This is a genomic window from Mycolicibacterium helvum (genome assembly GCF_010731895.1).
Classification (GTDB): domain Bacteria; phylum Actinomycetota; class Actinomycetes; order Mycobacteriales; family Mycobacteriaceae; genus Mycobacterium; species Mycobacterium helvum.
Genome location: NZ_AP022596.1, coordinates 4,434,101 through 4,452,774 on the forward strand (window position 1 = coordinate 4,434,101; position 18,674 = coordinate 4,452,774).

At 66.1% G+C, this 18,674-nt stretch carries 17 protein-coding genes; 9 read left to right on the forward strand and 8 right to left on the reverse strand.

All coding sequences use genetic code 11. The features are described from left to right. The first annotated feature begins 5 nt into the window (after positions 1-5). Together G6N38_RS20825 and ygiD are read left to right on the forward strand one after the other, a co-directional pair. Positions 6-890, forward strand: a complete 885-nt coding sequence (locus tag G6N38_RS20825) for a phytanoyl-CoA dioxygenase family protein (RefSeq protein WP_163749922.1) — start codon at positions 6-8, stop codon at positions 888-890. A 38-nt stretch (positions 891-928) separates the two neighbouring features. Beyond that, on the forward strand, positions 929-1,729 hold the full coding sequence (gene ygiD / locus G6N38_RS20830; RefSeq protein ID WP_163752174.1) for a 4,5-DOPA-extradiol-dioxygenase: 801 nt from the start codon (positions 929-931) through the stop codon (positions 1,727-1,729). A gap of 1 nt (position 1,730) precedes the next feature. Here the strand turns inward: ygiD and G6N38_RS20835 are convergent, their stop codons facing one another. Together G6N38_RS20835 and G6N38_RS20840 are read right to left on the reverse strand one after the other, a co-directional pair. Further along, a complete protein-coding gene (locus G6N38_RS20835; RefSeq protein ID WP_163749923.1) occupies positions 1,731-2,252 on the reverse strand; it encodes a hypothetical protein in 522 nt (173 codons plus the stop codon). Between the two features lie 9 nt (positions 2,253-2,261). Further along, positions 2,262-3,440: an NAD(P)/FAD-dependent oxidoreductase gene (locus G6N38_RS20840; RefSeq protein ID WP_163749924.1), complete on the reverse strand. Its 1,179-nt coding sequence runs from the start codon at positions 3,438-3,440 to the stop codon at positions 2,262-2,264. Positions 3,441-3,570: 130 nt separating this feature from the next. Between G6N38_RS20840 and G6N38_RS20845 the strand changes: the two genes are divergently transcribed. The 3 genes from G6N38_RS20845 (at position 3,571) to nrdF (ending at position 7,041) form a co-directional block, all read left to right on the forward strand. Then, positions 3,571-4,311: a TetR/AcrR family transcriptional regulator gene (locus tag G6N38_RS20845; RefSeq protein WP_163749925.1), complete on the forward strand. Its 741-nt coding sequence runs from the start codon at positions 3,571-3,573 to the stop codon at positions 4,309-4,311. 46 nt (positions 4,312-4,357) lie between these two features. Next, on the forward strand, positions 4,358-5,905 hold the full coding sequence (locus G6N38_RS20850; protein WP_163749926.1) for a flavin-containing monooxygenase: 1,548 nt from the start codon (positions 4,358-4,360) through the stop codon (positions 5,903-5,905). A 161-nt stretch (positions 5,906-6,066) separates the two neighbouring features. Continuing rightward, positions 6,067-7,041 carry a class 1b ribonucleoside-diphosphate reductase subunit beta gene (gene nrdF / locus G6N38_RS20855; RefSeq protein ID WP_163749927.1) on the forward strand — a complete coding sequence of 325 codons (975 nt, stop codon included), beginning with the start codon at positions 6,067-6,069 and terminating at the stop codon, positions 7,039-7,041. Between the two features lie 20 nt (positions 7,042-7,061). Here the strand turns inward: nrdF and G6N38_RS20860 are convergent, their stop codons facing one another. From G6N38_RS20860 to G6N38_RS20870, 3 genes are all read right to left on the reverse strand, one after another. Next, a complete protein-coding gene (locus G6N38_RS20860) occupies positions 7,062-7,838 on the reverse strand; it encodes an SDR family oxidoreductase (RefSeq protein ID WP_163749928.1) in 777 nt (258 codons plus the stop codon). 68 nt (positions 7,839-7,906) lie between these two features. Continuing rightward, positions 7,907-10,537, reverse strand: a complete 2,631-nt coding sequence (locus tag G6N38_RS20865) for an FAD/NAD(P)-binding protein (protein WP_246228065.1) — start codon at positions 10,535-10,537, stop codon at positions 7,907-7,909. A 63-nt stretch (positions 10,538-10,600) separates the two neighbouring features. Then, entirely contained in the window at positions 10,601-11,446 is an 846-nt protein-coding gene (locus G6N38_RS20870; protein WP_163749930.1) for an ABC transporter permease, read from the reverse strand. A 147-nt stretch (positions 11,447-11,593) separates the two neighbouring features. On the opposite strand from G6N38_RS20870, the gene G6N38_RS20875 reads away from it, so the two are divergent. Further along, entirely contained in the window at positions 11,594-12,463 is an 870-nt protein-coding gene (locus tag G6N38_RS20875) for an alpha/beta fold hydrolase (RefSeq protein WP_163749931.1), read from the forward strand. Positions 12,464-12,537: 74 nt separating this feature from the next. Next, complete coding sequence (locus G6N38_RS20880; protein WP_163749932.1) at positions 12,538-12,870, forward strand: DUF3349 domain-containing protein; 333 nt, start codon at positions 12,538-12,540, stop codon at positions 12,868-12,870. Here G6N38_RS20880 and G6N38_RS20885 read toward each other — a convergent pair whose 3' ends face one another. From G6N38_RS20885 to G6N38_RS20895, 3 genes are all read right to left on the reverse strand, one after another. Then, a complete protein-coding gene (locus G6N38_RS20885) occupies positions 12,871-13,923 on the reverse strand; it encodes an NAD(P)-dependent alcohol dehydrogenase (RefSeq protein WP_163749933.1) in 1,053 nt (350 codons plus the stop codon). 129 nt (positions 13,924-14,052) lie between these two features. Then, entirely contained in the window at positions 14,053-14,328 is a 276-nt protein-coding gene (locus G6N38_RS20890; protein WP_163752176.1) for a YciI family protein, read from the reverse strand. A gap of 23 nt (positions 14,329-14,351) precedes the next feature. Then, positions 14,352-15,446 carry an iron-siderophore ABC transporter substrate-binding protein gene (locus G6N38_RS20895; protein WP_179968422.1) on the reverse strand — a complete coding sequence of 365 codons (1,095 nt, stop codon included), beginning with the start codon at positions 15,444-15,446 and terminating at the stop codon, positions 14,352-14,354. Positions 15,447-15,658: 212 nt separating this feature from the next. On the opposite strand from G6N38_RS20895, the gene ctaD reads away from it, so the two are divergent. Beyond that, positions 15,659-17,356 carry an aa3-type cytochrome oxidase subunit I gene (gene ctaD, locus G6N38_RS20900; protein WP_163752180.1) on the forward strand — a complete coding sequence of 566 codons (1,698 nt, stop codon included), beginning with the start codon at positions 15,659-15,661 and terminating at the stop codon, positions 17,354-17,356. A 25-nt stretch (positions 17,357-17,381) separates the two neighbouring features. After that, a complete protein-coding gene (serB, locus tag G6N38_RS20905) occupies positions 17,382-18,614 on the forward strand; it encodes a phosphoserine phosphatase SerB (RefSeq protein WP_163749934.1) in 1,233 nt (410 codons plus the stop codon). Positions 18,615-18,674: the final 60 nt, after the last annotated feature.

Consider the following 18,674-nt stretch of genomic DNA (forward strand, 5'->3'; position numbering starts at 1 on the left):
ACGTCATGACGTTGACGCACGTTCCGGCCACCACATCCCCGGCCGACCTTGCCGACCACCTGCGCCGCGACGGCTACGTCATCGTCGACGACCTGGTTCCGAACTCGTTGATGGACACCATCACCGACGAACTGGCGCCGTACCTCGACGCGACGCCTATGGGCTACAACGCGATGATCGGTCGCAAGACCCGGCGCACCGGCGCGCTCGTCGCCCGTTCGCCGGCCTGCCGCACGCTGATTCAGGATCCGACCATCCTCGGGGTGTGCAACGACTTTCTGGGCCACGCCAGTGCGTTCCAGCTGATGCTGACCCAGGTCATCTCGATCGAACCGGGCGAATCCGACCAGGCACTGCATCGCGACCAGAACGCCTTCGACTTCTACCCTTTTCCCGACGACTACCACGTGCAGTGCAACACGCTGTGGGCGATGACCGACTACACCGCGCAGATGGGCGCCACCCGGGTCGTGCCGGGAAGCCAGGTCGGCGACAAGAAGCCGACCGACTACGCCGAGGACGAATGCCTGCAGGCCGAAATGTCGCGCGGTTCGGTGCTGCTCTACTCCGGCAAGATCGTGCACAGCGGTGCGGCCAACCGCAGCGACAAGATCCGGCGTGCGATCAACGTCAACTACTGCGTCGGCTGGGTCCGCCAGGAGGAGAACCAATTCCTCTCAGTACCACCCGAAGTCGCGCGCACACTCGATGACGATCTACTGAAGCTGATCGGTTATCAAGAAGGCGCGTGGGCCATGGGGTACTTCCGCGACTTCGAGGATCCGCTGCGGGCGATCCGCGGTGACGCGGTCGGCTACGGCTTCGACGAGACCAAACTCAACGGCAACGCGGGCAATGCGTTCGCCGACCAACTCACCCATAGCGAATAACCAGCCACTCGCGGTTAACTAGATCCATGACCGCACTGATGCCGGCAGCCTTCATCGGGCACGGCAGCCCAATGAACGCCCTGGAGCACAACCACTACACCGCGGCGTGGCGTGCGTTCGGCCGGTCAGTGCTTGAATCGTTCGGAAGGCCACGGGCGATCCTCGTGGTCAGCGCGCACTGGTACATCAACGCCACCGTCGTCACCGCGATGGCCGTGCCGCGAACCATCCACGACTTCTACGGATTTCCCACCGAACTCTTCGAGGTGCAGTACCCCGCGCCGGGGCTGCCCGAGCTGGCCGACGAGATCGCCGACGTGGTCGAGCCGACCTGGGTGGGTGCGGACCTCGACAGCTGGGGCATCGATCACGGCACCTGGTCGGTGTTGGTGCACGCGTTTCCGGACGCATCGGAGCCGGTGGTGCAGTTGGCCATCAACGCCGAGAAGCCGTTGGACTACCACCTGGAACTGGGCGCCAAGCTGGCCACCTTGCGCGAGCGCGGCGTGCTGATCCTAGGCAGCGGCAACATCGTTCACAATCTGGGCGGTATGGATCCGGCGTTGGGGGACAGGGGATTCGACTGGGCCCGCCGCTTCGATGATGAGGCCCGAGCGCGGCTTCTCACGGACCCCGCCGATGCCGTCGGGCTGCGTGAGCACGCTGACTACTCGGCCGCGGTACCCACCCCGGATCACTTCCTGCCGATGCTGTACTTCGCGGGACTGGCCGCCGCCGACGGCAGCGGGGTCGATGTGCTCACCGACGGCTATGCCTACGGCTCACTGTCGATGACGTCCTACACGCTGGGCCTCGGCCGGACCAACGCCCGGCATTGATCTAACCGATCAAGTCGGACCAGAACCGCACCGTCGGCGTCGATGGCTGCGACGGGCCGGGTTCGCTGTTTCCGAGCGCGCCCTGGATATAGGCGAAAAGGTCGGCGGCGGAGCAGACTACGTCGGTCTGGTACACCGACAGCACGGGGTGGCCGGAGCTGCCGCGGCCTGCGGGCAGGTAGTGATTCGACTGCACCGGCACCAGCGTCGGAACCCGCGCCAGGTGGTACTTCGCGCTACGCAACGCGTCCTTCATCCGGGCCGGGCGGACACCCCACCCGGCGCCCCAGAACTCCCGCCACTCGACGGCGAACAGGATTCCCTCGACGGGGAGCTGAAGCCGCTGTTGCAGGCTGCGGCGGGGCGCCGCCCGCCAATCGGGCCACGAATCCCCAATCGGCACAGCCGACGACAGAAACGAGCGATGGTCGTCGGCGAACTCGAAGCCGAACTCGGTCTCGATGCGCGCCAGCTCGTCCTCGGTGAGGCCGGGCGCCATTGTCACCGTGTCGTCGTCGCGCATGCGAGCAGCCTAGGTGTGCTGCGGGCTCTGCTGCTTCTTGTACAGCGACTTGAGCAGGAAGTCGCGGAAGGTGTGGTTGTCGAGCAACTTCAGGCCCGTCTCGGAGACCTTCGGGTAGCCGGCGAGCTTGTTGAAGAAGCGGCCGCGCTTGTACTCGCGGCCCCACGCCGCTTCCATGCGCTGCTGGTAATTGGTGAAGTCGTCGGGCCCGCCGTTCTCCAGCGCCGCGATCGCGCATTCGCCTGCGGCCAACCCGGATTCCAGCGCCTTGGAGATGCCCGCCCCCGACACCGGCTTACCCGCGCCCAGCGAGTCGCCCGCGAACAGCACGCCGGGACGCCACGGCGGCCAGGCCGTGAAGCCCATCGGCAGCCGCCAGGCCCGAACGGTCTTGTTCTTCTTCAGTTCCTCGACCGACGGCAGCTCCCACTCGGCGGGCAGCGTGCGCAGGAAGTCGCCGAAGAAGTGCGTGGCGTTGATCGACTGCCAGTTCTTGTAGCTGTTGACGTAGCCAAGGCCGATGTTGAATCGGCCGCCGCCCATCGGGAAGATCCAGCCGTAGCCGGGCAGCTGATCGCCCTGGAACAACAGCTTGAGGTAGATCTCGAAGCGGTCGGAGTCGGGCCGGTTGGCGTGCATCTCCGAGCGGATCGCGATCGCTGAGTAGCCGTTGTAGTCCGAGTCGATCTTGAGCCCCCGCTTGATGGGGGAGTAGGCACCGTCGGCGGCGATGACCGCATCGCCGAGGACCTTCTCGCCGCTCTTGAGGACGACGCCGACGACCCGGCCGCGCTCGTCGAACTCGGGACCGGCGACCTCGGTGCCCTGGCGCACCACGGCACCGGCGGACTCGGCGTGCTTGAGCAGCATCGTGTCGAGTTCGGTGCGGCTGGCGGTGCGGCCGTAGGCGGGCATGCCGGGACGCTTGGGGAACGACAGTTCCCACTCCGACGGGCTGTAGACCGTCACCCCGCTGATCTTGTGGAACTGCGAGACCTCGTGGGCCAGGCCCATCTTCTGCAGGTAGCTGACGGCCCGCGCGGTCAGGCCGTCACCACAGGGTTTGTCCCGCGGAAACTCTGCCTTATCGAGAACCACTACTTTCGCGCCAGTTTGCACGGCCTGCCATGCCGCGGCGGCCCCCGACGGGCCACCACCGGCTATCACCAGGTCGAATCGCTCGGTCACTGCGTCTCGTCTCACTTCGCTGATCGGGTTGCCTCGATGCTATCTGAGAACGCTGTTTTGCTCCGCTCGGTGAATGACGGTGTGATCGTCATCGCCGGTGGTCGGCCATGGCCCAGGTACAGTGCTTGACGTGCGCAGAGTGTCCCGGTCGCGATCCGGCGCAGAGCCGGGCAAGGTCGACGCCCGCAGTGAACGCTGGCGCGAGCACCGCAAGAAGGTGCGTGCCGAGATCGTCGATGCCGCCTTCCGCTCCATCGACAAACACGGTCCCGACGTCTCCCTGCGGGAGATCGCTGAAGAGGCCGGCACCGCGAAGCCGAAGATCTACCGGCACTTCACCGACAAGTCCGACCTGTTCCAGGCCATCGGCAAACGGTTGCGGGACATGCTGTGGGCGGCCATCTTCTCCAACATCGACGCGGCCACCGATCCCGCCCGCGAGGTCGTTCGTCGCGGTGTCGCCGAGTACGTGAACCTGGTCGAACAGCACCCCAACGTGCTGCGGTTCATCCTGCAGGGCCGCTTCCCCGAGCAGTCGGAGTCCACCCAGCGCGCGCTCAACGAAGGCCGCGAGATCACCATGGCGGTGGCCGAGATATTCAACAACGAGCTGCGCGGTATGCAGCTCGACCCCGCGGCGCTGCAGCTGGCCGCGGCGGCCACCTTCGGGGCCGCTTCGGCGGCCACCGACTGGTGGCTGGGCCCGGACCCGGACAGCCCGCGGCGGATGCCGGCGGACGAGTTCATCAATCATCTGACCACGATCATGCTCGGTACGGTCAATGGCACGGCCGACCTGTTGGGCGTTCGCCTCGATCCCGATCTGCCCATTCACGACGCGACGCCGCGGCGCGCGGCGGCCGCTGGCTAACCGAACCCCTTAGCCGATACCGGCGGTATTGGGTACTTTAGGGGGCATGACTGTTGCCGAACCGTCCGTCGTCGATGCCGCCACCGAACCAGTCCACACCCGGGCGCTGGTCATCGGCACCGGGTTCTCCGGGCTGGGCATGGGGATCGAACTGCAGCGCCGCGGCGTCGACTTCCTGATCCTGGAGAAGGCCGACGACGTCGGCGGAACGTGGCGTGACAACAGCTACCCGGGGTGCGCCTGCGATATCCCGGCGCATCTCTACTCATTCTCCTTCGAGCCCAAACCTGACTGGACCTACATGTGGTCCCTGCAGCCGGAGATCCTGGACTACCTCAAGGGTGTCACCGACAAGCACGGCCTGCGCCGCTACATCCGCTTCGGCGCCCACGTCGACCGCGCTCACTGGGATGACGCCGAGTTCCGCTGGCACGTCTTCACCAAAGATGGCCGCGAGTACGTTGCTCAGTTCCTGATCTCGGGCGCCGGCGCGCTGCACATCCCGGCGGTACCCGATATCGAGGGGCTGGCTGATTTCGAGGGCGCGGCCTTCCACTCCGCCCAGTGGGACCACAACGTCAATATCGCAGGCAAGCGCGTCGCCGTCATCGGCACCGGCGCCAGCGCCATCCAGATCGTCCCCGAGATCGTCGACAAAGTCGCCGAATTGCAGCTCTATCAGCGCACGCCGGCCTGGGTGTTGCCGCGGTCGAACAACCCGATCCCAGCCTGGATGCGCGACGCGTTCGGGACGGTCCCCGGTGCTCGGGCGCTGCTGCGCACCGGCATCTACTGGTTCCAGGAGGCCCTCGGCTTCGCGATGACCCAGCGCCCCGAGCTGCTCACGCTGGGGGAGAAGGCGGGCAAGTGGAATATCCGCCACCAGGTCCGCGATCGTGATCTGCGTCGCCGGCTGACCCCGAAGTATCGACTGGGTTGCAAGCGAGTCCTGTTCTCCGACAAATACTTTCGCGCCATCGCCAAACCGCATTCGGAGCTGGTCACCGACTCGATCGCCCGGATCACCCCGCGCGGGATCGTCACCGCGGACGGTAAGGAACGCGAGGTTGACGTCATCGTGTTCGCGACCGGCTTCCACGTCACCGATTCCTATACGTACGTCGGTATCAAGGGGCCCGGCGGCGAGGACCTGGTGGACCGGTGGAATCGCGAGGGCGTGCAGGCCCACCGCGGGATCGCCGTTGCGGACATGCCGAACCTGTTCTTCCTGCTCGGGCCGAACACCGGATTGGGCCACAACTCGGTGGTCTTCATGATCGAGTCGCAGATCGGTTACGTCGGCCAGGCGATCGACGCCGTCGACAAAGCCGGCGCGCAAGCGCTGGCGCCCAGCCGCTGGGCACAGGACACCTTCAATGCCGAACTGCAGCAGCGGCTTCAAGGTGCGGTGTGGAGCACCGGCGGCTGCAGCAGCTGGTATCTGGACGAGCACGGCAAGAACCGCACGCTGTGGAGCGGCATGACGTGGCAGTACTGGTTGGCCACGCGTTCGCTGAAACGCACGGAGTACCGGTTCAGTGGGGTGGCGTCCGGGGCGCAGGCCGGGGCGTCGACGCGCGCCGCGGGCGGGTGATCGCCCGACACGCCGGGGTCGTCTGACGGCGCGCTCCGGACCTGTGGATTCGGTACCGCAAAAACACAAGTGGTTGTGTTGCGGCGCGTTGTCGCACCCCAGGGGTAGTGTTTGGTGGTCAGCCGGAAACGGGGCAAACAGCGTGGTGAAGTGGGGTTTCGGTGAGCGATGGAGCGAAGCTGATCGACCGGGCAACGGCGATCAACTGGAACCGTGTCATTGACGAGAAGGATGCGGAAGTCTGGGATCGCTTGACCGGAAACTTCTGGTTGCCCGAAAAGGTGCCGCTGTCCAACGACGTGCCGTCGTGGAACACGCTGACCGCCGACGAGAAGCAGCTGACCATGCGGGTGTTCACCGGGCTCACGCTGCTGGACACCATCCAGAGCACGGTCGGCTCGGTCAGCATGATCCCCGACGCGCTGACCCCGCACGAAGAAGCGGTGCTGACCAACATCACGTTCATGGAGTCGGTGCACGCCAAGAGCTACAGTTCGGTCTTCTCGACGCTGTGCTCGACGACCGAGATCGACGAAGCCTTCCGCTGGTCGGAGGAAAACGTCAACCTGCAGCGCAAGGCGCAGATCATCCTCGACTACTACCGCGGTGACGACGCGCTCAAGCGCAAGATCGCCTCGGTCTTCCTCGAAGCGTTCCTGTTCTACTCCGGCTTCTACCTGCCGATGTACTGGTCGAGCCGGGCCAAGCTGACCAACACTGCCGACCTGATCCGGCTGATCATCCGCGACGAGGCCGTGCACGCCTATTACATCGGCTACAAGTTCCAGAAGGGTTATGCGCTCGAAACCGAGGAGCGTAAGCAGGACCTCAAGGACTATGCCTACGAACTGCTGTATGCGTTGTACGAGAACGAGATTGAGTACACCCAGGATCTCTACGATTCGGTCAGCCTGACCGAGGACGTGAAGAAGTACCTGCGCTACAACGCCAACAAAGCGTTGATGAACATGGGCTTCGAGGCGTTGTTCCCGCGCGACGAGACCGACGTCAACCCCGCGATCCTGTCCGCGCTGTCACCGAACGCCGACGAGAACCACGACTTCTTCTCCGGGTCGGGCTCCTCCTACGTCATCGGCAAGGCGGTCGTCACCGAAGACGAGGACTGGAACTTCTAGTCTTCGCTGCTCAGATGTAGCTAGACGATCGGCAGTTCGCCGCCGTCGACGATCAGGCTGGCCCCGGTAATCCACTGCGCCCGGTCCGAGGCGAGGAAGGCGACGGCCTCGGCGATATCTCGCGGATCCCCGGGGCGCCCCAGCGGGATGCCCGCCGTGGTATCGGTGAGCGAAACGCCCATCGCGTCGGCGAAGTCCTGGCGGATCGCGTCGGCGCCCGGGGTGAGCACGTTGCCGGGCACGATCGTGGTCACGCGGATTCCGGCCGGTGCGAGCTCCGCAGCGAGCGCCTTGCCGTAGGCGTTGAGCGCGGCTTTGGCAGCGCCGTAGTGAGCCAACGGCGGCGCGGGCGTCAGCGCCGCTCCCGATGAGATGTTGACGATCACGCTGCCCGCCCCGGCCTCGCGCAGCGCCGGTAGCAGCGCGTTGTTGACCCGGACGGCGGAGAGGTAGTTGAGGTCGAGCGCATCGAGCCATTCCTCATCGGGGATGGACGAGATGCCACCGAGGTGGGCGCGTGCCGCCGCCGCATTGTTGACCACGATGTCGACGCCGCCGAGTTCGTCGAGCGCTGCTGCGGCGAACGCCTGCGCACCCGCGAGGGTGCTGATGTCGCCTTGGATGAAGGTGGCGGCTTTCGGCGTCTCCTCGGTGGCGTTACGCGCGGTGGTGACAACGCTCGCGCCGCCGTCGAGCAGCCGCTGCACGATGGCCGCGCCGATACCACGCGAACCTCCCGTGACGATCGCGCGCTTGCCGGAGAACTCAGAAGGGTCGATCGCTGAGGTTTTGAACATGCGTCCTGGTTATCACGGCTCCACAGCAAAATCCCGGACACCGCGTGATGCGGACGAACTCACTTGCGTCAGTTCACAGCGCCCCGGGTCACCTGCGGCCCGGGGGCGGAGCGGTGCCGCGACAACAGCCGTCCCGCTTGGCCCGGCGCACCGAGTTGGAGCATGGCGGCCAACGCCGTTTCGAGGATCACTTCCTGCTGCACTCGGCTGCCGCCGATCGACGGCAGGCCGGGCAGTGCTTCGAGGAGGTAATCGAGCGCGGCACGCGGCTCGCCTTCGGTCAATGCGATCAGGCCTTCGCCGATGAAGTGCAGCGTGCTCGCCTGCTCGTCAGATGCGCCGGGAACATTGATCGCTCGAATGGCGGCCGGGTCATTGGCCGCTGCCAGCACGAGCAGCGCGTGGAACGCGATGAATGGCGTCTGCGGGGCATACGCAAGCGAACCGGCCTCGGTGAGGAGCGGCATCGGATCGGGTGGGGTGACCCAGTCCGGATGCAGGCGGGCCCGCCACGCGAGCGAACCGGCGTCAACCAGACAGCGCACGTCCCTGGAGTGCGGCGGCGCAAGGGACGCGGCGTACCGACGCGCTGCGGCGGCCGCATCGCCCATCGCCAGCTCGTGCAGCGCGGCGTGCCACTGAAAGTGGGGGAGGTAGCGCTGCGTGCTGCCGTCGCTGGGGATCCAGTCGGTCAGCCACTTCAAACCCGCGCCATGCGCGTCGGTTTCGTAGTGCACGTGCGAAAGCGCGTGCGCCGCATTGCCATTGCCCGGATCTAATTCGAGGGCGGCATCGGCCAGATCGGCAGCGTCATACCAGAGGCCCTGCTCGGTGCGACCGTAGGCGCGCAGTCCCAGATACCACGGTGCTTCACCGTGCACACTGGTGAATCGCTCGACGTACTGCCAGGCGTCCGGCAATGCGTCGCCGGCTCCCGCGAAGGCAATAGACGGCGCGAGCACCAGCAATGCGACGGCGTCGTCCGGCGCGCGGTCGAGGTGGTCGATGAGTGCCTCGGTGCCTGCCGCATTTCCTTTCTCGCACCACGTTGCGATGGCCTCGACATGACTGCGGTCTTCGTCGCTGCCATGGGCAAGTGCGGCCCGGGCTCGCGCGAGATGGCCATCGACGGCGTCGGGACCGCCCGCGCGGTCGGGCCGTTCCATGGCGATCATCGCCAACGCGACATGGGCACGCGCATGGCCGGGATCCTCGGCGACCGCGGCGGCGAACGCGATGGATGCACCGTCCTGGACGGAGAGCAGGCGACGCACCCCCTCGGCGTACGACGCACCTGCGCCCGTCGATTCCCGCACCGCAGGAGGGGGATTGGGCCGTCGTACCGGATGATCACGCGTGTCGTCGGCGACCAGCTTCGCGACAGCAGCGGCCTGCGAACGAATTTCGGGAATGGCAGTGGTCTCCCACTCCTCGCCCTGACGGATCGCCCCGAGGCACACGATGCCGGGGACTGTTGCGCCGGCTTCGTCGATGAGGCGGCCGTCGTCGTCGAGGCGCACGCCGATGCCACACGGGTGGACCGAAGCTACCCCAGAGGCCAGCAGATTCGCCCACAGCGGCGAGCGTTGCAGAGAGCGTCGATCCCATGCGGTGCCCGTGGCGACGACTACCGCATCGCCGCGCCGGCGAATTGACTGGTCGCTGGTAGTGACTACCAATTCGACGCCACCGCCGCGCAACGACACATCGGCAACTTCGCCTGCCGCGACGGACAAGTGGCCGCCCTTGATCGCCGCATCGATCGCGTCGGCGATCGTGGGCGGCATGCGATGGCGCAGAATCTCCCACTGCCGCAAGTCTTCGCGCAGGAATCGGCGTTGGTCTTCCCAGCCCAACGATCGCCACAGCCGCGATGTGTGCGGCCGTATCGCGTCGATCACCCGTCGCCAGTCCACACCGGTTTCGCGTGCCTGGTCGAGGTCCGCGCGCAGCGCGGCGCGCAGTTCCTCCAGTGCGATCTCGGTGCCGAGCGCATCGAGGTGCGGCAGGGGCACCGGTGCGCCGGTGTTGCGGAATCGTTGGGGGAGTGCGCCATTGCGCGACAGCAGCGTCACCGTGGCACCGCGGGCGATGAGATGCAGCGCCACGTCAACACCGGTCAATCCCGAGCCGATCACCAATACGGTCGCGGGCCGCCGTGCGCCGAGAGCGGTGAGAGCCCCTGGCGCCCAGGGATCCACCACCACCCTGCCGTCGGTGTCGGCGGCCAACACCGGAGCGAACGCCCGCTCCAACGAGTCAGGCATGCCGCCGTCGGGGCGCCCCGAGGCGAGGATGACGACGTCAGCCGACAACGTCCTGCCGTCGTTCAGCTTCGCCTGCGTCGGCACCCCCGGCACCAGCCCGACCACCTCGGCGGTCTCGATCCGCACGTCGGCGGCCGCGAGTTGTTCCCGCAAGTACCGGCCGTACGCAAGCCGTGGTGCGAAGCCCTCGAACGTGGTGACAGCTCGTTCGTCCAGCCACCGGGAGAAATGATCGGGATCGTCGGGCCACGCGGACATCCGCTGGGCGAGAACGTTCAGCAGGTGGGCCGGATCGCTGGTGCCGTACGCGGCCCCGGTGCCAGGACGGCCGGACGCGTCGATCAGCGTGATCTGTGCATCCGGCTTGGTCCGACGGAGATGGATGGCTGCGAGCACACCCGCAGCTCCACCGCCCACGATGGCGACGCGCATCACGGTGGGATGCTATCGCTCGCGCGGCAGTTGACGGGGGCGAAGTCCCCATGCCACCGGGTCCTAGCCCGCAAGATTGAATCGCCCCTCACTGCCGTAGATCGCCAGCGCGATGAGCAGCGTCACCGACACCACGACGACGAGTGACGTTCGCGCCGCGTCGCCGGTCGCCACGCCCACACCGGATGGGCCACCGGACGCGAAGAATCCGAAGTAGGTGTGGATCAGCAGGATTGCCAACGCCATGAGAATGGCCTGCGCGAACGACCACAGCAGATCCATCGGGTTCAGAAAGGTCGAGAAATAGTGGTCGTAAAGGCCGGCCGACTGGCCGAGGAGGGCCACGGTGGTGAACCGGCTGGCGAGGAACGACAGGATGACCGCGACGGCGTACAGCGGGGCGATCGAGAGCATCCCGGCGACGATTCTGGTGCTCACCAGGAACACCACCGGCGGAATCGCCATCGCCTCGAGTGCGTCGATTTCCTGGTTGACCCGCATCGCCCCCAGCTGAGCTGTCACACCGGCCCCGAATGTGGCTGCCAAACCGATCCCGGCGACGACCGGTGCCGAGATGCGCACATTGATGAACGCGGCTAGAAAGCCGGTGAGCGCTTCGATGCCGATATTGCCCAGCGAGCTGTAGCCCTGCACCGCCAACGTGCCGCCGGTGGCGACGGTGAGGAATCCGACAACCACCAAAGTGCCGCCGATCATCGCCAGGACCCCTGCGCCCATGCTGATCTCGGCGACCAGCCGAACAATCTCACTGCGGTAGGAACGAACCGCGGTCGGAATACCCGCCATCGCCCGGGCATAGAAGAGCGCCTGATCGCCGATCCGGCCCAGTACATACCACGGCCGCCCCGCCGCCCGGGTCAACCGGGGAAATACAGTTCGGTACGTCACGAAGGTTGTCGTCCCACAGGTGTCAAGCTCCGCTCCTGCGGCACTGCGCTGTAGGGCCGTTCGTCCCGCCTATGGACGCCCAAGGGCTTCATTCGGGTGGGACAGATACTTTGAACCGGCGGTTGCATCGCGGATGCTGATCGCCTGATGACGCCCGAACCGTTCAGTGCGCTCGGCGCCGATGGCATCCGCATCGCCGCCGATCGGCTCGGTGACCCGAACGCGCCGGCCGCGGTGTTCCTGCATGGCGGCGGACAAACCCGCCGTTCGTGGGGACGGGCCGCCGCCGCGGTGGCAGCCAGGGGCTGGCAGGCGATCACCGTCGACTTGCGTGGGCACGGCGAGTCTGACTGGTCAGAACTCGGCGACTACCGGGTCGTCAGCTTCGCCGGTGACGTGCTGGAACTGCTGCGTGAGCTGCCACCGCGGCCAGTCGTCGTCGGTGCATCCCTGGGCGGGTTCACCGCCATGCTGCTCGCTGGTGAACTCGCTCCGGACGCACTGCGCGCCCTGGTATTGGTCGACATCGTCCCTGATATGGACCCGTCTGGGGCCTCACGAATTCACCGCTTCATGTACGACCGGATGGAATCGGGTTTCGAGTCGCTCGACGAGGTGGCCGACCTGATCCAGGAGTACAACCCGAACCGGAGCCGGCCCGCCGACCTCGACGGCCTCCGCGCGAACCTGCGGCCCCGCGACGGCCGGTGGTTTTGGCATTGGGATCCCAAGTTCATCGACGGCACTGCGGCGAGCCCGCCCATCGAGGTCACCGACGTCGAGCGGATGAACGGGGCAGTCGAAGCGATCCTGGCCGCCGGCGTTCCGATGCTGCTGGTGCGCGGCCAGATGAGCGACCTCGTCACCCAGGAGCGCGCCGACGCGTTCCTGGCGCGCTTCCCGCAGATCCAGTTCGTCGACGTCGCCGGCGCCGGGCACATGGTCGCTGGTGATCGCAACGACCTGTTCGCCGAGGCTGTCGTCGGATTCCTGGCCCGCTGTGCCGACGATCGGTGAACGTGGCGTGAATCGGCGGCGAACTGTGCCACCGGTGGTGGCGCTGCCCGGGCGCAACCGTGAGACTGAGCCTCGTGACCGCTACGTCGCTTTTCCAGTCGATTCTCACCTGGCTGCGGGCCGGCTACCCGAACGGAGTCCCCGGTCCCGACCGGGTTCCGCTCTTGGCGCTGCTCCGCAGCACTCCGCTGACCGAAGAGCAGGTCAAAGAGGTGGTCGCGCACCTCACCGCCAAGGATTCACCAGCACTGGCCGACGGTGCGATCAACGAAGACGAGATCGCCGAGTTCATCAAGGATGTCAGTCACCACGACGCGGGGCCGGAGAACGTCAAGCGCGTCGCGGCCACGCTGGCCGCGGCGGGGTGGCCGCTGACCGGCGTGACCGAGGACACGGTCAGCGACTGACTACTCGCCGCGCAGCGACTCGGTGTCGATGACGAAGCGGTACCGCACGTCGCTGGCCAGCACCCGCTCGTAAGCCTCGTTGATGTAGTCGGGCGCGATCAGCTCGATCTCGGGCGCGATGCCGTTGTCGGCACAGAAGTCCAGCATCTCCTGCGTTTCGGGGATCCCGCCGATCATCGACCCCGACAGATGCCGGCGCATGCTGACCAGCGGCGGTGCCGGCACCACCATCGGTTGCTCAGGCATGCCCAACTCGACGAGCGTGCCGTCGACCGTCAGCGTGCTCAGGTAGGCGCTCAGGTCCAGGTTGGCCGACACCGTGTTGAGGATCACGTCAAACGAGTTGCGCAGCGTCTTGAAGGTCGCGGGATCGCTCGTCGCGTAGTACTCGCTGGCGCCGAGCCGCAGACCGTCCTCCATCTTCTTCAACGACTGCGACAGGACCGTCACCTCGGCGCCCATCGCCACGCCGAGCTTGACCCCCATGTGGCCGAGGCCACCCAGGCCAACCACGGCAATTCGCTTGCCCTGTCCGGCATTCCAGTGCCGCAGGGGTGAGTACGTGGTGATGCCAGCACACATCAGCGGCGCGGCCGCCTCAAGCGAGAGCGCGTCGGGGACACGCAGGACGTAGTTCTCATCGACGACGATGCTGCCGCTGTAACCACCCTGGGTGGGTTGTCCGTCCTTGCCTACCGAGCCGTAGGTTCCGACCATGCCGGAGCCAATGCAGTATTGCTGCAGACCGGCCTTACAGCTGGAGCATTCGCGGCAGGAGTCGACGAAGCAGCCGACCCCAACCCGGTCGCCCACTTTGTATTTGGTGACGGCGGGTCCGATTTCGGTTACCACACCGGCGATTTCGTGGCCGGGTACCAACGGGTAACGGACGCCACCCCATTCGCCGCGCACGGTGTGAATGTCGGAGTGGCAGATGCCCGCGAAGTGGATGTCGAACTGAACGTCATGGGGGCCCACCTCGCGGCGGGTGATGGTGGTCTTGGCCAGTGGATCCGTGGCGGAAGTGGCGGCATAAGCGGTAACTGTGCTCATTGTGGTCCTTGAGTTCGCGTTTGAGGCAGCACTGATTGGTTCAGCGTTTTTGGTCATAGTTTGGTGTCGCGACGCTGCGACCAAATGGAATAACCCAGTGCCGCGGGTGCCTAATCCCGCTTGAGAGATTTATAACCCGGCTGCGCGAATTCCGCCGTTGAAGGACGAGCGCTGGTAGCTGACGACTCCGGCCAGCGTGTAGGGATCGTTGTCGATCATGTGCTGGGCGTCCTCGACGCTGATGTCCGCGGTGATCAGGACGCCGCCGGCACCGGAATCCAGACGGCCGGCCAGCAGCAGGCGACCCGCGGCGACCTCGTCGTTCAGCCAGGCCAGATGGGCGGCCCGGGTCTGCTCGATGACATCGAGTGGCTTGTTGTAGGTGATTGTCAGCACATGGAACACAGGGGCGAACATTACCTGCCGCGTCAGTTGATGGGGGCGTTGAGCCAGCGCAGGTCGTCGAGAATGCCGCGTGCGGCGACGATGCCCTGGCCGGTCTGCCATACCTCGTTGTTGACGACGAACACCCGGTTGTCGCGGTTGGCCGACAACTTTCGCCACGCCGGGCTGTCCAACACTGCCGGTGCGCGATCCTTGGCTGCCTGCGAGGCGAATGACAGATACAGGATGTCGCCGTCGGCGGCCGACAGGTCCGCGGAGCGGTCCAGGTCGGCGTCGGAGATGCCGATCTCGATGTATGGCTTGTCGGTAAACCGTTGTGCGGCAGGGCGATCCACACCCACGTCGGCGAGCACCGAGGCGGGGAAGTTCTCGGCGCCGTAGACCCGCATCGTGGTGTCGGTGAACTGGACGATGGAGGCCTGGAAGTGTGGGGCGTCGTTGGCGATGCCCTTCTGCTTGGCCTGCTCGATGAAATCTCCGACCAGATCGCCGGCGGCGTCGGCGCGGCCGGTCGCGGCACCCGTCGTGCGCAGGTTGTCCTGCCATTTGGCGCCAGGCGCGTCGGTGAAGACGGTCGGGGCGATGGCCGTGAGCGCCTGATAGGACTGCGGCGTCAGCGCCTGCGAGCCGAGGATGAGGTCCGGCTTGGCGGCCGCGATCGCGGCAAGGTCCGGTGCGCTGCGGGTGCCGGCGCCTGGCACGTTGTGGATGACGGTGCCCAGATATGAAGGCTGGCCGGCCGATCCGTCAGGTTGGGCGGCGGCCACGATCCGCGACTGCAGACCCAGCGCACACAACGCGTCGAGCTCGTCGCCGGCGAGCACCACGATCCGCTGCGGGTCAGCCACCACCGTGGTTTCCCCGGCGGCGTGCCGGATCGGGCCTGGCGGCGCCGGGTCTAGCCGGGCTGGATCGGGCGCACACGATTCGTCGGGCCGGCGCTGATTGCCCAGGACGCCGGCACCGGCGATCTTGGTGGTGCTCGTGACGAGGCTGCCCGCTGAGGGCGGCGGATTCTTGGCCGAATCTGAGCATCCGCTGGCGACTGTCATCGCGACTGCTGTGAGCACCGCTCCGGTCGCCATCACGACACCCGAACGCTTACCGCCGATCAGCACGACGCCGACGTTAACATCTGACCGCGAGAGGGCCGCTGAGCTGCGGGGCAGGGTGTTGCCGTCGCGAATACGACAGAATGTAGGACCCACACCCCATCGGCGGCGATGGGCGGCTAGGATCGACTAGACGTTCTCGGGTGCGCTGATGAGATTTTGGAGGACCGTTGACTGCCGTAGTGCCTTCGCGGGAAGAACTCGAGGCCACTCGGCCCATGCCTGCGCGGATGGGTCCCAAGGGCAACCTGATCTACAAGATGGTGACCACGACCGATCACAAGTTGATCGGCATCATGTACTGCGTCGCCTGCTTCATCTTCTTCTTCCTCGGCGGCTTGATGGCGTTGTTCATTCGCGCCGAGCTGGCGGTGCCGGGCCTGCAGTTCCTGTCCAATGAGCAGTACAACCAGCTGTTCACCATGCACGGCACGGCGATGCTGCTGTTCTATGCGACCCCGATCGTGTTCGGGTTCGCCAACCTGGTCCTGCCGTTGCAGATCGGTGCCCCCGACGTCGCCTTCCCGCGGCTGAACGCGCTGTCGTTCTGGCTGTTCGTGTTCGGCGCCTTGATCGCGCTGGCCGGGTTCATCACCCCTGGCGGTGCCGCCGACTTCGGCTGGACGGCCTACACCCCGCTCTCGGATGCGATGCACAGTCCCGGCGCTGGTGGTGACCTGTGGATCCTCGGTCTGGCCGTGGGCGGTCTCGGCACCATCCTCGGTGCGGTCAACATGATCACCACCGTGGTCTGCATGCGCGCTCCCGGTATGACGATGTTCCGGATGCCGATCTTCACCTGGAACATCTTCGTGACGTCGATCCTGGTGCTGGTGGCCTTCCCGCTGCTGACCGCCGCGCTGTTCGGCCTGGCCGCTGACCGTCATCTCGGTGCGCACATCTACGACCCGGCCAACGGCGGGACGATGCTGTTCCAGCACTTGTTCTGGTTCTTCGGGCACCCCGAGGTGTACATCATCGCGTTGCCGTTCTTCGGGATCGTCTCCGAGATCTTCCCGGTGTTCGCCCGTAAGCCGATCTTCGGCTACACCACCCTGATCTACGCCACGATCAGCATCGCGGCGCTGTCGGTGGCCGTGTGGGCCCACCACATGTACGTCACGGGTGCTGTGCTGCTGCCGTTCTTCAGCTTCATGACGTTCCTGATCGCGGTGCCCACCGGCATCAAGTTCTTCAACTGGATCGGCACCATGTGGAAGGGCCGGCTGACCTTCGAGACGCCGATGCTGTTCTCCATCGGCTTCCTGGTGACGTTCCTGCTCGGTGGCCTGTCCGGCGTGCTGCTGGCCAGCCCGCCCATCGACTTCCACGTCAGTGACAGCTACTTCGTGATCGCGCACTTCCATTACGTGCTGTTCGGCACCATCGTGTTCGCCACCTACGCCGGCATCTACTTCTGGTTCCCGAAGATGACCGGGCGGCTGCTCGACGAACGACTGGGCAAGCTGCACTTCTGGCTGACCTTCATCGGCTTCCACACCACGTTCCTGGTGCAGCACTGGCTCGGTAACGAGGGCATGCCCCGCCGCTATGCCGACTACCTGCCCTCGGACGGCTTCGAGACACTGAACATCGTGTCGACGATCGGCGCGTTCATTCTTGGTGTGTCGGTGCTGCCGTTCGTCTGGAACGTCTTCAAGAGCTGGCGCTACGGCGAGGTCGTCACCGTCGACGATCCCTGGGGCTACGGCAACTCGCTGGAGTGGGCCACCTCCTGCCCGCCGCCGCGGCACAACTTCACCGAGCTGCCCCGGATCCGTTCAGAGCGGCCCGCGTTCGAACTGCACTACCCGCACATGATCGAGCGGATGCGCGCCGAGGCTCACGTTGGTCGTGCGCACGGTCCCGATGACGGTGACGTGACGCGACTCGATGACGAGCACGTCCGGACCTAGCGCCGGGATACGCAACCTTTCGGGTATGACCATGTCCAAGGTGTCGGTGCTGATCACCGTCACCGGTGTCGACCAGCCTGGGGTTACCTCGGCGCTCTTCGAAGTGCTGGCCCGCCATGAGGTGGACCTGCTCAACGTCGAGCAGGTGGTGATCCGGGGTCGTCTGACGCTGGGGGTGCTGGTTTCCGGCCGTGCCGATGTGGCCGACGGCGCACAATTGCGCGACGATGTCACCGACGCCATTCACCGGCTGGGGCTCGATGTCACGATCGAACCCAGCGACGACCTGCCGATCATCCGTGAGCCGTCCACCCACACGATCGTGGTGCTCGGGCGGCCCATCACCGCGGCGGCGTTCGGGGTGGTGGCCCGGGGGGCCGCCGCGCTCGGGGTCAACATCGACTTCATCCGCGGGGTCTCCGACTACCCGGTGACGGGGTTGGAGCTGCGGGTTTCGGTGCCTGCCGGGGTCGGTGGTGAACTGCAGACCGTGCTGGCCCGGGTGGCCGCCGAACAGGGTCTGGACATCGCCGTCGAGAACTACAGCCTGGAACGCCGGGCCAAGCGACTCATCGTGTTCGACGTCGACTCGACCCTGATTCAGGGTGAGGTCATCGAGATGCTCGCCGCCCACGCCGGCGCCGGGGAGGCCGTCGCCGCCATCACCGAAGCGGCGATGCGTGGTGAGCTGGACTTCGCCGAGTCACTGCACCAGCGGGTCGCCACCCTGGCCGGCCTGCCCGCAGAAGTGCTCGACGAGGTCGCCGACCAGATCGAGCTCACCCCTGGGGCGCGCACGACCATTAGGACGTTGCGGCGGTTGGGTTTTCATTGCGGCGTGGTCTCCGGCGGCTTCCGCCAGGTCATCGATCCGTTGGCGCACGAGCTGATGCTGGATTTCGTGGCTGCCAACGAACTGGAGATCGTGGACGGCAAGCTGACCGGCCGGGTGATCGGCGAGGTGGTCGACCGGGCCGGAAAAGCCAAGGCACTGCGCGATTTTGCGCGCCAGGCCGGGGTGCCGATGGAGCAGACGGTGGCAGTAGGGGACGGCGCCAACGACATCGACATGCTGGCCGCAGCCGGCCTTGGCGTGGCCTTCAACGCCAAGCCCGCACTGCGGGAGGTCGCCGACGCCTCGCTGAGCTATCCATACCTGGACACCGTGTTGTTCATCCTTGGCATCACCCGCGGCGAGATCGAGGCCGCCGACGCCGTCGACGGCACGCTGCGCCGGGTGGAGATTCCACCGGAGTAGTTGCCTCGTTGGTGAATTCGATCGCCGAACGTGCGGGCTTTCGTTGAAACTCTCAGCGGA